Origin of the sequence: Pseudarthrobacter defluvii, from assembly GCF_030816725.1 — a bacterium.
Classification (GTDB): domain Bacteria; phylum Actinomycetota; class Actinomycetes; order Actinomycetales; family Micrococcaceae; genus Arthrobacter; species Arthrobacter defluvii_A.
The window spans coordinates 2,354,721-2,366,626 of sequence record NZ_JAUSYG010000001.1 but is presented as its reverse complement, the minus strand read 5'-3'; the positions used below and the strand labels follow the sequence as shown (position 1 = coordinate 2,366,626).

Below are 11,906 nucleotides of genomic sequence, written 5' to 3'. Positions count from 1 at the left end.
GGACGGCATGAGCAAGGTGGACATCAAGGGCAAAGGCACGATGGAGTTGTCCGGTGGGGTCCTTTACTTGCGCTGGAAGCACGGGGCCTACGTAGGCATTGACGTAGCCAAGGCCGGCCTCGCAGCCGTCTCGACCCTGGGCCAGGGCGCCACGCTGCCGATGCTGGTCGAAATTCAGGGCGTGACCCACTCCGCGGCCGCTCGAAGAGTCTTTCCCGACCCCTCCACCATCTCGCGTATGGCGCTGTTGGGTTCCTCTCCCGGTGATCGCGTGATCGCCATGTTCCGCCTGCCCGTATCGCCGACCGGATTCCCGATCAGGTATTTCACATCTGAGGAAAAAGCAAAGGCGTGGCTGCTTGAAGACTCCGTAGAGTCACCTGCATAGCGTGCACCACCCGAATAAATTTCTTGAAACATCCGTCATCCTGGATCACTACCCTCCCCGCCGCCCTGTTACTGCTTACGAAGCTGAACTGCTGACGCGTCCGCGACCGGTCAGCTGGAGAAATTAACAGTGCGAATCGGCTGCCGCATCGCGGGGATGACTACGGACGGAGGGCAAGCTCATGTCCCTCCCTTCCGCTTAGTGAGCTGTGATGCCAGGTGTGCATCGGTTGCGGTTCTTGGGCTGGGCATAGGGGTATCACCGTGCTTGGAACGCCACTGCTGGTCAGGCATCTTCAAGAGCCAACCCGATGCACCACGGGACGCGCTAGACCGTGGCTCACGGGGCCGCTGAGCCGAGAACTTTTCCTCGGCTAGGAAGCTTGCGGGACTTCGGAAACGTGAAGCTAAAAAAGCAGTACGTCGAAATGCAAACTCTAGTTATTGAATCAAATTTGCAGCAAAGGCCATAGTCGCAAGAAAACGACAACCAAGTACGTGGCATAAAACTCCGAAAATTTGATGCGGCATCAAGCTCCTCCCGCCACTGCTGCCGGCGATGCCCGTCTCACGAAAGTCTTCCCGGGCTGGCAAAAAAAATAAAAATGGGTATGGTATGGGTAGTAACGCAATCAAAGAAAGGTGTATTCCGATGTCCGGAAAATCCCCTAAAAGCGGCGCTGCTAAAAAACCCGGCAAATCCATTCTGGAAAAGCGGGCCGAAAAAAGGGCTAAAAATGAACATAGCGAACTAAATTTTGTAAAACCGCGTAAAAACCAGCGCTGACACGCCAGCGGGCGGCCAGCTCCAAGACTCCTAGCCCGCCCGGCCGCCCGCTCCACACCTCGAACCAGATTTTCAAGGACTTGACCATGCATACCTGCAGCGCCCTCGTGGTCCCGGCCCGCCTCGCCCAACCGGTGCACGTCAAAGCCGTGGAACTGGACGTGTCAGCACTTCAGCGGGTGGCTACCGGGGAGGTCGGCGTCATCGTCGGCCGTGACTGGCACGTCTACCTGGACAGCGAAGCGAACCAGGTGGCCACCCCGAACCTGCGTGCCGAGGCCCTCATCCGCGAAGCCGGTATCGAGGTCGAAGAAACCCTCCACGGCACCGCCCTGTTCCTAGGCCACGGAAGTGACGCTGAAGAGGCCGACGCACCCCGCCGCCTGATCAGGCTTGCTGAGCAACTGTTCGACCTCCCACTCGCCGCCTAATCGACGCGTCACACGGGCCAAGTCAGGGCCTCAGTTTGGCAACATGGGCTCTGCCTGAGGGCGCAATATCAAACACAAGGGTCCAAAGGCTTTGTCTTCTGCCCAACCGGGGCAGGGGTTCCCCTTGCTCGAGGTAGCGAAATGGTTCAGGGTCTCCGTCCGGCCGCCACCAGCCACATATTGGTGCAGGGTCACCAATATGTACGCTGCCGTGGGATTCCCGTAGTCAACCCTGAGGTTGGGTCCTGTCCCGTCACAAGCGTCTGGTCAAGCTGCGCCGCGGACTTCTACAGTAGGTCGAGCTCGCGGGTCTGCCCGTAGGGAACTGTCGGGCATAGGGTGACGCTGAAACGGCTGTAATGGTGTCGCGTTATGAGGACGCCGCGGCTTTTATCGGCTTTTGCCGCATGGATAGCATTTGCGACTGCAGCAGAAAGCTGATCGTCTCTTTCAACAGGGTTTTGAACAAACAGATCGGCGATGAGTTTTGGCATGGTTCCACAGCCTTTCGAAGTGTCGTCGTTTTCATTGCGTGGAGTGGACGCTCGGGCCCGGCACCGCGTTTCCGTGGAAGCCGTCTCTTTTTACGGCTGATGCGCTCAGTGTTTCGGGCCTCGGTGGTGCTGTGGGGCGCGGGCGGTGGGCGGCAATGCGAAGACGAGGGTCCACAGCGTCTTCCTGCCGCAGAGTTGAGGGGTGATTTGTCCCTGTTTTAGGTAGCGGAGGGGTGTGGGATCTTCATCCGGACGCCACCAACCGCTCACTGGTGCGGGGTCCCCGGTTGCTGCCGTAGGGTGCGGCCCCTCCGGGTTTGGATTTCCTTTGCGAGGCCTCGGATCCGGCCTGGCCGGGTCAGGGGACATTCTGGACCTGGTCTTCTTTACATGGGTTTTGAACCAGGGCCTCCCAAGTTGCGAGCATTGGAAGGCCCTGGTGGCTTTGGGGCATTCAGGCGTCATTGTTGTCAGCCGGGGGCTTGGGTCAAGGCCCTTGCGGTGCCGCACCGGAGCCGGGAATAGGACCACCGCGAAAGCGCAAGACAAATGCACCACGGCTGTGTCGTCAGTCGGTCTCGGGTCCCTCGCAGTAGTGGCACCCGTTGGGGCAGTCAACCGCGTCTACTGTGGACTGCGGAACAGCGCGTCTTTCGCGTGTGGAAGCCATCTCTGTTGGAGCTTTTGTGGTTGGCCGGGCTAGCTTAGGAAGGTTTTCTTCAAAGTCATTGACCGCGGCCCTTGGAGGATATAAGGGAACAGCCAAGGCCTGTGTTCCTGTGTCTGTGCTGAGAGTCATGAGGCGACCAGTGTTGGCCAAGGGCCATGTATTCGCCGGGACAGCTCGAAGGCGGTCTTTTTTATGGTGTCTGCCAGCGCTTGCTGAAGCGGGACCGGGAAGTCTTCCTCAACGTATGTCACCGCGATGGCCGCGGTAGGCCAGCCGTGCTGGTCCTTGACGGCGACGGCGATCGATCCAAACCCTGGGATGGTCCGTCCGTATTCCGCGGCATAACCTCGTTGGCTCACTAGGTTCAACTCCGATGACAGCGTCTGGTATTTGGTGATGGGTAACGAGCCCTGTTGGGGGGCTGCAAACGCGGCCGCGTTCGGGTAGAGAGCGCGTACATGTGCCCTGGGTGCTGCAGCCAGAATGGCGCGGCCAGTCGCTGTGAGGTGGCTGGGGAGCCGCATACCGACAGCGGAAATAAAGGATGGTTGACTCTTCGCGGGCTCTTCGAAGAGGTACCGGATGTCGCGTCCGTGAAGTACGGACAGGTGCGCGCTCTTCCCCGTGGCTTGAGCGAGGCGGGCAAGCAGCGGCCTGCCTACCCGCGATAGTGGTTCATCCTGCGAGTAAGCGGAGCTGACTTCCCGTGCGTCCACCCCCAGGCCGTATCGCCCTTGAGAGGGCAGGTGGGTGACGAATCCTTGGGCTTCCATCACTCCAAGCAGGTCGTAAATGCTGGACCGGGGAAGGCCGAGTTCATCAGCGATCCTTGAAGCGGGTATGGGGGCCTTTTTGGCAGCGAGCAGTTGAAGGATACGAAGGGTGTTGTGGGCTGAGGGAACTTTCGATGCAACAGTGCGACGGCTGCCGGCACTGTTGCCGCTGTTTTCTTCTGCCATGCTTCCTCTTGATGCTGGTAGCCGGGTTAGGGGACACTCTGGTCTGGGCCTAGAGGTCGAGGACGAGTCTGGGGCTCTTGCATCTGGAGACACAGATCATCATGGTCGCTCCTTCTTCGCGCTCCTGTGGTGAGAGGAGCGTGTCCCGGTGGTCGATGTCTCCGGCTATTACTGGTGTTTCGCACGTTCCGCAGATGCCTTCGCGGCAGGAGTTGGGCACGTTGATACCTGCTGCTTCCAGCGCTTCCAGGACGGAGGAATTGGCCGGTACGGGTACTTCCATGCCGTCGGCCAGCTCCAGGGTGAACGCTGAATCGGTTGACGTCCCCGCACTGGGTTCGGCGGGCTCGAGTGAAAACCGCTCGCAGTGGAACGCTGAGGCGTCGTCCCAGGACTTAGAGGCCGTCTCTAATGCATCGAGCAGTTTCTGCGGGCCGCAGGCGTAAACCTCGGTTCCTGCCTCGAGTTCACTGAGTAGGTAATTGAGGGGGAATGGCCCGAGCTCTTGGCTGACGTGGATTGTGGCGCGCCCTCCGAGCGCTGTGATCTCGTTGAGGAACGCCATCGAGGTGCGGCTACGGCCAAGGTAGAGCAATTCCCACGGGATACCCTGGTGCGTTGCAGCCCACACCATCGGGAGGATGGGAGTGATGCCGATGCCTCCGGCGATGAACAGGTACCGCTCGGCGGGATGCATCGGGAAGTTATTCCGTGCTTCCCGGACCTGGAGCTTTGTGCCCGGCATGAGTTCGTCATGGACGTAGGCCGAACCGCCGCGCCCCTGCGGCTCCTTGAGAACCGCAATGCGCCATGCCTTGGTTTCATCCGGGTGTGAGCACAGGGAGTACTGCCGGAGTATTCCGTTGGGGAGGAGCACGTCGATATGGGCACCTGGTTCCCAACCGGGCAGATCGTGTCCCAAGGGGTGTTTTAGTGTTACTGACACTACTTGGCGGGACTCATGATTTATTGAGTGGACCACCAGTTCGAAAAAGCCGTTGTCCATGTCAGTTCGCTGTCGCTTCGTTGAGAACGGACGCCAGGAAGGTTTGTGTCCGTTCATTGGTGGGATTGGTGATCACCTCGCGGGCGGGACCTTGTTCTACGACGTGCCCCTCGGCCATGAAGACGACGCGGTCTGCGACGTCCCGTGCGAAGTTCATTTCGTGGGTGACGACGATCATGGTCATTCCTGAAAGCGCAAGGTCTTTCATGACTTTCAGGACCTCTCCGACGAGTTCCGGGTCCAGGGCAGAGGTTGGTTCGTCGAAGAGCATCAGTTTGGGTTCCATGCACAATGCCCGGGCTATGGCTACGCGTTGCTGCTGTCCGCCGGAGAGTTGGCGCGGGTAAGCGTCTGCCTTGTCCCGGAGTCCCACTTTTTCGAGCAGACCGATGGCGCGCGCGGTTGCGGTATTTTTCTTTTCCTTCTTCACGAGGCGGGGTGCCTCGATCAGATTTTCCAAGACCGTCATGTGGGGGAACAGGTTGAACTGCTGGAAGACCATCCCGATGTCCATCCGTTGCCGGCAGATGTCGCGGTGGTTTTGCTCGTGGAGCTTTGTGCCTTTGAGGTCGTATCCGACGATATTTCCATCCACCCACATCCTGCCGCCATCGACCGTTTCAAGGTGGTTGATGCAGCGCAGGAAGGTACTTTTCCCTGAGCCGGAGGGGCCGATGAGGCAGACGACTTCACCGGGGGCGACTTCCATGTCGATCCCTTTCAGGACCTCGTTTGCCCCGTAGCTCTTGCAGATTGAATTCGCCTTGACCATAGGGGCCGGCGCTGCTGGGACCGTCATCGCGGGCCGCCTTTCAGGGAAATAGGTTTCAGAGACAGCGCGTCGTGGGTGCGGACGAATTTACGGAGCTGCTGAAGGGGTGTCGGTGGCAGGTTGCGGTGGTTTCCACGGGCGAACCGGCGCTCGAGGTAGTACTGGCCAATGCTGAGCACTGTGGTGATGAGGAGGTACCAGAGGCTCGCGACGATCAGCATGGGGATCGTTTCAAAGGTCCTGGCATAGATGACCTGCGATGAGTAGAGAAGTTCCGGGACGGAAATAACGCTGACGAGCGAGGTGGACTTGAGCATCCCGATGGTTTCGTTACCGGTAGGGGGAATGATGACACGCATCGCCTGCGGCAGCACGATGCGGCGGATGGTCTGCATCCGGGTAATACCCAAGGCTTCGGCCGCTTCTATCTGTCCGTTGTCGACCGAGAGGATACCGGCGCGAACGATTTCGGACATGTAGGCGCCCTGGTTCAGGCCAAGGCCGAGGATGGCTGCGGTCAGCGGGGTGATGAGCTGGTTGGCGTCCAGGTGCAGTCCGGGGATGCCCAAGGTGATCACCGGGTACAGCGCTGCGAGGTTGAACCAGAAGAGCAGCTGCACCAGGACTGGTGTGCCCCGGAAGAAGCTGACGTAGGCAAAGGCTGCTGTCCGAACAACAGGGTTGGGGGAGAGCCGCATGACGGCAAAGATGACCCCGAGGACCGTGCCGATGACCATGCTGACCACGGTCAGTTCGAGAGTGATGAGGATCCCGCGCCCGATGGAGGCTTCCGTGAGGTAGGCGGCGACGACGTTCCAGCCGAAATTTGGGTTGGTCATCACCGATTGCAGGAGCAATCCCGCAATGATCAGGATGATCAGGGCCGAGGCCCATCGGCCGGGGTGCTTGGCTTTGACGACGGTGTATTCGTCGCCGGTCATTCCGGCGGCCAGCCGGGGCGTTGTTGTTGTCATTAAGGGCTTTTCCGTTTACTTAGTTGCCAACACGTCGGCGGTTACCAGAACGCTTTTGGGGACGCCCCACTTCTCGCTGATTGTTGAGTAGTGGTTGCTGTTGATAACGTCCCGGACGGCTTCCGTGACCGCTGTCTTAAGTCCGGAGTTTTTGCTGAGCGCCAGGCCGATAGGTTCTGGTTTGTACTCTTCGCCCGCGGCGAGTTCGAACTTGCCGTTGGCTTCCTTGGCCTGGTAGGCGAGGGTGACGCTGTCGGCTACGACACCGTCTATCCGCCCTGAGACCAGGGCGAGATTGGCGTCGGACTGGGAGGGGAAGTTCTGCACGTCAATAGGCTGGTGTCCTGCTTCTGAGCATTGGGTGGAGAAGGCAGGGAGGATTTCCATGGATTGGATGGAGCCTTTTTGTCCGGCAATGCGTCGGCCGCACATTGTCATCGGGTCCATCGTCATCTGGTTCGGGTTGCCTCTCAGGACCGCGACTCCTGATCCGCTCTTGATGTATTGAACGAAGTCCACGATTTTCTCGCGTTCGGGGGTGACCGAGAAAAAGGATGCCGCCATGTCGTATTTCCCTGATGCCAGGCCGGGGAGAATGGTGTCGAACGATGCCGGGACATGTTCGACTTTCAGCCCCAGGGTTGCGCCGACGGCGTCGGTGAGGTCAACATCCCAGCCGATCATGGTTTTGTTGTCGGTGTCGAAGTACTCAAAGGGCGCATAGGTGGGGTCCGAAGCGACCCGCAGGACGCCGGCCGTCCGGATGCTTTCGGGCAGCAGTGCCCGTGTCGTTTCGTTGACCGGGAGTGCTGAGTCGGTGTTTGCGGAAGACGGTGCGGGGCCCTGGGGGGAGGCGTCCGATGTCGCTGCGCAGGAACTGACGGACAGGGCCAGGAAGATGGCTCCTGCCAGAAGCAGCGGGTTTCGGGGATGGCTCATGGTAATACCTTTCGACGCTGAAATGTACTGAAGCCGTGCATGGTTGAGGAGGGGTTTATGGAACCCATCGAAGGACTTTTGCGCGGGTGGGGGAGAGGGTGATGACTTGCACTGCCGAGTGGCCGGCCGTGAGGGAAAGCCGTATGGCCTCGGGGTCTTCGCCCTCAACGATGAAGGTGTCCCCTGGCCGGAGCCACCGCTTCCACGGTCCGTCCTCTGCCGCTACGAGGGCCTCTCCGGTGAGACCGGCCATGACGATTTGTTCTCCGGCTTCCCGTTGGAAGACTCCTGTGAAGTTTCCTTCGTAGCGGGTGCTGCTGGCGCTGACATGGTCATCGTTGGCAGTGACAGCAGCTAGCGGTTCGGCAGCGGATTCGTCCAGTTCCACCGTCCACCGCCAGGGGTCCCCGCGCTCGGCTGAGTCAGGGTTGGCGGCGAGGATTCGGGCGCCGGAGGGCCCTGTTTGAGCCCCCATGTCGTTGGCGCGGATGAGCATCCACATCTTTAGTCCCTTCCGACAGCGGCTGGCACGCGGGTAGAGGTTGCCGGGGGCGCCTGCTGCTCCTTCCGAAGCAGGGCGGCGAGGATGCGGCGCGCCTTGGCAACGCCCCCGTCCTGGGCGATGAGCACATCATGCTCGCCGGGGGGCCTGGTGCTCATGCCAATTTCCTGGGCTTCCAGGGCTGCGGCGTCCTCGTCCAGGACGGTGCCCAACCCGACCCGGAGATCATCGGTGGCCTGGGCGTTGTCGACGGCGAAGTTGCGGCTGAATGCGTAGTAGTACCAGGTGTTGTGCTCGTCAATCGGGGTGATGCCGTTGAGCACCTTGATCAGGAAACCTTCTTCACGCGGGCGCCCTTCCCCGGTAATGCCTGAGTGCAGTACGTGCAGGTTGGGCACGAAGAACTCGGTGCAGTGGAAGCGGTCGAACAGACCGCGGGCGTTCATGGTCTCCGCGTACAGGGGAGGAGCCTCAACGGAGGGCATCAGGCGGTCGACACTGACGACGTTGCCGTCCACCTCAACGGTGATCCCATGCTCGTAAATGTAGTCGTCACCGACCGTTGTCTGGTGCAGGAACGACTCGTGAGTCAGGTCCAACAGGTTGTCGTGAATAAGGTCGGCCCTGCATTTGAAATGGTACGAGTGGGTGACCGTAGCCCATTCGGGGTCGACCATCCAGTGCGTGTCTGGAATCAGGGCCGGATCTGCCAGCTCGGCATCGCCCGTCCAGACCCAGATCCAGCCGTCTTTTTCAACGAGCGGGTACTTGCGAACCCGGGCCCGCTCCGGAATCGAAGTTTGGGCGGGGACACGCGTGCATGCCCCATCAGATCCATAGGTAAACCCGTGATAGCCGCACTCCACCGAGTCGCCAACTGTCCGACCTTCAGAAAGCGGAAAGGCACGGTGGGCACAACGATCAGCCAACGCCACCGCCTCGTTGTCCTGTGTCCTGAAAAGGACAATCGGTTGCGCGCAGATCACTCGCCGTATGGGCTTGCGGGAAACGTCCGTGGACCATGCCGCCACGTACCACGTGTTTAAGACAAACATCTTTGTTCTCCTCCAATTGAGTGTATACACTGTATTCAGACCTTGTGACTCAGGTCAAGTGCTTTTCTCTCGCAGCCGGCAGGGCAGTGCTGTTGTGTCCTCATCCAGTTACGCGCCAGTGCAGTGACGGCTTGGGGGGAACTACTTCGTGACAAAATTGCAGAAACCGAAAGCAGAGGTGCCATGGCCGTACAACTGAAGGATCTCCGGCCGCTGGCCGAGAAGGTCTACGATCTCATCACGGCTGATATCGCCACCGGGAAAATAGCGTCCGGAACCGCACTCGTTCAGGAACAGGTCGCTGCCCAGTATGGGGTTTCACGCACTCCCGTCCGCGACGTGTTGACCCGGTTGACGCTGGAGGGGCTTACAACACTCGTCCCTGGACGCGGGTACGTCGTCAATCAGCTCGATGAAAGCGAAATCGCTGACGTCTTTGACGTTCGCTATGCCCTCGAAGCCCTCGCGGTACACCGCGCATGTGGGCACTACACTCCTCAGCAAATGCTGCGCATGAGTAGCCTCATTGAGGAGACCGCCCTGATCGACCCGTCGGACAACCTGGAGCTGTTCCGGTTGGGCCAGGCCTTCCACATAGCCCTCGTCGGACCTGCCGGCAACAGCTTTCTGCTCAGTGTCCTCACTTCCGTATGGAACCACCCCATTCAGAAGCGCATCACAATGACTTACCGTCAAGGTGAGGAGTACCAGAACAAGGTGGTCGATGACCATCGCCGCATCCTCAATGCGCTTAAAAACGGGGATGCGGACCAGGCAATCGAACTCCTGCGGCACTGCCATGACGTGACTGACCCGACCCGCGCGCAAGCTGCGCCCGCCAACTGACGCGTCAGATGCAAGCTGCTACGGCCTAGTGACCCAAGCGGCCTAACAACACACGATGGCTATGGGGCTTCGAGCCCGTTGCCACGCTGTCCGTAACTATACCTGCCGCGAACACCCCGACCCGGGGACGTAGCTGCCGCCTCAACCCGTCGCCGTGCGCCTTTCAACATAGGTTCCTCGGACAGCTGGCCAGAGCAAACTGACCCTGCCCCCAAATCCACTTGACCACAACCGCGGCGCCTGTATACAGTGTATACAAGGGGCAATGCCTTGCCGGAGGTATTAAGGTGCCCAAGCCAGTAGCAGCTCAAAGGAGAGCAACATGCCGAGCGTTTCAGAAGTGAGCCCTGTCCAAGCCGGAACTGTGGGGGCAATTTCTCGCAGCCTTTCGCTTATTCAGGGCGAGGTTGCAGACACTGCAGCCCGGGTCAGCGTTCAAGAACTCGCCGCTCTGGCCGGAGAGCTTGCCGGGGCCCCTCGCGTCTTCGTGGCAGGGGCGGGCCGGAGCGGGCTTGTCCTGCGCATGGCTGCGATGCGTTTGATGCATCTTGGCCTGACCGTCCACGTCGCGGGCGACACCACCACTCCCGCAATTGGAGCCGGCGACCTGCTGTTAGTGGCTTCCGGCTCTGGAACAACATCAGGTGTCGTGCGGGCCGGAGAAACTGCGGTCAAGGCCGACGCCCGTGTTGCAGCCTTCACGGCCAACGCGGGCTCACCGCTGGGCGCACTGGCGCACACTCTGGTAATTGTTCCTGCCCCGCAAAAAACTGACCACGGATCCGGGGCGTCCCAACAGTATTCCGGAAGCCTCTTCGAACAAGTGCTGTTCCTCGCTGCCGAGTCGGTCTTCCAGGCCCTATGGGAGAAAGCCCAAATCCCTGCCGATCAGCTGTGGACCCGGCACGCGAATCTCGAGTAGCAGGCAGGGCTCAACTGCCGCCTTTCCTCTTACCCTCCACATCCCTACAGAAAGAACCCTTATGAAACTCCAAGTCGCAATGGATCTGCTCACCGTCGAGGACGCACTCGAACTCGCTGGCAAGGTCGCTGAATACGTAGACATCATCGAACTGGGCACACCCCTGATCAAGGCTGCCGGACTGGGCGCCGTCACGGCTGTCAAGGAAGCGCACCCGGACAAGATTGTCTTCGCGGACATGAAAACCATGGACGCGGGGGAGCTTGAGGCGGACATCGCGTTCACGGCTGGCGCAGACCTGGTATCCGTGCTCGGTACCGCGGACGACTCAACTATCGCGGGCGCCATCAAAGCCGCCCGGGCACATGGCAAAGGCATCGTCGTTGACCTCATCGGCGTGGCAAACAAAGTAACCCGTGCCAAGGAAGCCCACGCTCTCGGTGCGGAGTTCGTCGAATTCCACGCTGGCCTGGATGAGCAGGCCCAGCCCGGCTATGACCTGAACGGCCTGCTCAGCGCAGGGGAGGAAGCCCGCGTCCCCTTCTCCGTTGCCGGCGGCGTGAAACTCTCGACCATCGAAGCCGTGCAGCGTGCCGGAGCGGAGGTCGCCGTTGCCGGCGGCGCTATCTACGCCGCAGCTGACCCCGCCCTGGCAGCCAAAGAACTCCGGGCTGCGATCGGCTAGGAAGGCCCCTAAAGTGTGGCGGTCCGCGCCTGTCAAAGGTGCGGACCGCTACGTCCACCCTGCTACGAACCCGACAACTAAAAACCCTGACGTTCACTGGACAGACGCACGTCAATCCAGAGTGGACGAGTGTTGAGAGCGGAAACTTCGATGTCACGACCTATAAGACAACCCGTATCACGGTGGGAAGCATTGAGCTCCGGAGACGACATCGAAGTATGGTTTTCCGAATCATTTCAGTACTCCGGCCGAGTCGATCAAGTCGGCAATCAGGGCGAGCTCATCTGGGTGATCGAGAATGGGACAGCCCATCGGCGGCTCTTCCTACGGGAGGACGGTGTCCTGCTGTGCCCTCTATGACTCCATCCCCGCAGCGGCTGCATCCCACCCAGGGTGCCACCGCCACCCGGACTTCCACACATGCCAAAAAAGATTCAGGTAAGGAGTGGCATTCAGCCGTGCTTGACCCTACTTGCA

General features: G+C 60.1%; 14 protein-coding genes and 1 pseudogene. 6 read left to right on the top strand and 9 right to left on the bottom strand.

The features are described from left to right. Positions 1 to 7 precede the first annotated feature (7 nt). From QF031_RS11140 to QF031_RS11130, 3 genes are all read left to right on the top strand, one after another. Positions 8 to 388 (top strand): DUF7793 family protein, encoded by a 381-nt coding sequence (locus QF031_RS11140; protein WP_307427809.1) that lies wholly within the window; start codon positions 8 to 10, stop codon positions 386 to 388. A gap of 651 nt (positions 389 to 1,039) precedes the next feature. Beyond that, positions 1,040 to 1,174, top strand: a complete 135-nt coding sequence (locus tag QF031_RS11135) for a hypothetical protein (protein ID WP_307427807.1) — start codon at positions 1,040 to 1,042, stop codon at positions 1,172 to 1,174. A gap of 86 nt (positions 1,175 to 1,260) precedes the next feature. Continuing rightward, the gene (locus QF031_RS11130) at positions 1,261 to 1,605 is read left to right on the top strand and encodes a hypothetical protein (RefSeq protein ID WP_307427805.1); all 345 of its coding nucleotides are present in this window, start codon (positions 1,261 to 1,263) and stop codon (positions 1,603 to 1,605) included. A 287-nt stretch (positions 1,606 to 1,892) separates the two neighbouring features. Here the strand turns inward: QF031_RS11130 and QF031_RS11125 are convergent, their stop codons facing one another. The 9 genes and pseudogenes from QF031_RS11125 to QF031_RS11085 form a co-directional block, all read right to left on the bottom strand. Beyond that, entirely contained in the window at positions 1,893 to 2,099 is a 207-nt protein-coding gene (locus QF031_RS11125) for a hypothetical protein (RefSeq protein ID WP_307427803.1), read from the bottom strand. A gap of 795 nt (positions 2,100 to 2,894) precedes the next feature. Next, positions 2,895 to 3,728, bottom strand: a complete 834-nt coding sequence (locus QF031_RS11120; protein WP_307427801.1) for an IclR family transcriptional regulator — start codon at positions 3,726 to 3,728, stop codon at positions 2,895 to 2,897. Between the two features lie 49 nt (positions 3,729 to 3,777). Next, positions 3,778 to 4,734: a PDR/VanB family oxidoreductase gene (locus tag QF031_RS11115; protein WP_307427799.1), complete on the bottom strand. Its 957-nt coding sequence runs from the start codon at positions 4,732 to 4,734 to the stop codon at positions 3,778 to 3,780. Position 4,735: 1 nt separating this feature from the next. After that, a complete protein-coding gene (locus QF031_RS11110) occupies positions 4,736 to 5,533 on the bottom strand; it encodes an amino acid ABC transporter ATP-binding protein (RefSeq protein WP_307427797.1) in 798 nt (265 codons plus the stop codon). Continuing rightward, positions 5,530 to 6,480, bottom strand: coding sequence for an amino acid ABC transporter permease (locus QF031_RS11105; protein WP_307427795.1), 951 nt, complete (start codon positions 6,478 to 6,480; stop codon positions 5,530 to 5,532). The genes QF031_RS11110 and QF031_RS11105 overlap by 4 nt, the downstream gene beginning before the upstream one ends. A gap of 15 nt (positions 6,481 to 6,495) precedes the next feature. Beyond that, positions 6,496 to 7,419: an ABC transporter substrate-binding protein gene (locus QF031_RS11100; RefSeq protein ID WP_307427793.1), complete on the bottom strand. Its 924-nt coding sequence runs from the start codon at positions 7,417 to 7,419 to the stop codon at positions 6,496 to 6,498. Between the two features lie 55 nt (positions 7,420 to 7,474). Next, entirely contained in the window at positions 7,475 to 7,921 is a 447-nt protein-coding gene (locus QF031_RS11095) for a hypothetical protein (RefSeq protein WP_307427791.1), read from the bottom strand. Positions 7,922 to 7,923: 2 nt separating this feature from the next. Further along, on the bottom strand, positions 7,924 to 8,598 hold the full coding sequence (locus QF031_RS11090; protein ID WP_307433300.1) for a hypothetical protein: 675 nt from the start codon (positions 8,596 to 8,598) through the stop codon (positions 7,924 to 7,926). Between the two features lie 123 nt (positions 8,599 to 8,721). Then, positions 8,722 to 8,976 (bottom strand): annotated as a pseudogene (locus tag QF031_RS11085) (Rieske 2Fe-2S domain-containing protein); the annotation flags it as partial. A 183-nt stretch (positions 8,977 to 9,159) separates the two neighbouring features. Between QF031_RS11085 and QF031_RS11080 the strand changes: the two are divergent. The 3 genes from QF031_RS11080 to hxlA all read left to right on the top strand — a co-directional run bounded on the left by QF031_RS11080 (position 9,160) and on the right by hxlA (position 11,429). After that, positions 9,160 to 9,822, top strand: a complete 663-nt coding sequence (locus tag QF031_RS11080; RefSeq protein WP_307427789.1) for a GntR family transcriptional regulator — start codon at positions 9,160 to 9,162, stop codon at positions 9,820 to 9,822. A gap of 322 nt (positions 9,823 to 10,144) precedes the next feature. Continuing rightward, on the top strand, positions 10,145 to 10,744 hold the full coding sequence (gene hxlB / locus QF031_RS11075) for a 6-phospho-3-hexuloisomerase (protein ID WP_307427787.1): 600 nt from the start codon (positions 10,145 to 10,147) through the stop codon (positions 10,742 to 10,744). Positions 10,745 to 10,805: 61 nt separating this feature from the next. Then, complete coding sequence (gene hxlA, locus QF031_RS11070) at positions 10,806 to 11,429, top strand: 3-hexulose-6-phosphate synthase (protein ID WP_307427784.1); 624 nt, start codon at positions 10,806 to 10,808, stop codon at positions 11,427 to 11,429. The last annotated feature ends 477 nt before the right edge of the window (positions 11,430 to 11,906 follow it).

Coding starts and splice junctions, on each gene's coding strand:
- QF031_RS11140 (WP_307427809.1), top strand. CDS start 8: ATGAGCAAGGTGGACATCAAGGGCAAAGGCACGATGGAGTTGTCCGGT.
- QF031_RS11135 (WP_307427807.1), top strand. CDS start 1,040: ATGTCCGGAAAATCCCCTAAAAGCGGCGCTGCTAAAAAACCCGGCAAA.
- QF031_RS11130 (WP_307427805.1), top strand. CDS start 1,261: ATGCATACCTGCAGCGCCCTCGTGGTCCCGGCCCGCCTCGCCCAACCG.
- QF031_RS11125 (WP_307427803.1), bottom strand. CDS start 2,099: ATGCCAAAACTCATCGCCGATCTGTTTGTTCAAAACCCTGTTGAAAGA.
- QF031_RS11120 (WP_307427801.1), bottom strand. CDS start 3,728: ATGGCAGAAGAAAACAGCGGCAACAGTGCCGGCAGCCGTCGCACTGTT.
- QF031_RS11115 (WP_307427799.1), bottom strand. CDS start 4,734: ATGGACAACGGCTTTTTCGAACTGGTGGTCCACTCAATAAATCATGAG.
- QF031_RS11110 (WP_307427797.1), bottom strand. CDS start 5,533: ATGACGGTCCCAGCAGCGCCGGCCCCTATGGTCAAGGCGAATTCAATC.
- QF031_RS11105 (WP_307427795.1), bottom strand. CDS start 6,480: ATGACAACAACAACGCCCCGGCTGGCCGCCGGAATGACCGGCGACGAA.
- QF031_RS11100 (WP_307427793.1), bottom strand. CDS start 7,419: ATGAGCCATCCCCGAAACCCGCTGCTTCTGGCAGGAGCCATCTTCCTG.
- QF031_RS11095 (WP_307427791.1), bottom strand. CDS start 7,921: ATGTGGATGCTCATCCGCGCCAACGACATGGGGGCTCAAACAGGGCCC.
- QF031_RS11090 (WP_307433300.1), bottom strand. CDS start 8,598: ATGGTCGACCCCGAATGGGCTACGGTCACCCACTCGTACCATTTCAAA.
- QF031_RS11080 (WP_307427789.1), top strand. CDS start 9,160: ATGGCCGTACAACTGAAGGATCTCCGGCCGCTGGCCGAGAAGGTCTAC.
- hxlB (WP_307427787.1), top strand. CDS start 10,145: ATGCCGAGCGTTTCAGAAGTGAGCCCTGTCCAAGCCGGAACTGTGGGG.
- hxlA (WP_307427784.1), top strand. CDS start 10,806: ATGAAACTCCAAGTCGCAATGGATCTGCTCACCGTCGAGGACGCACTC.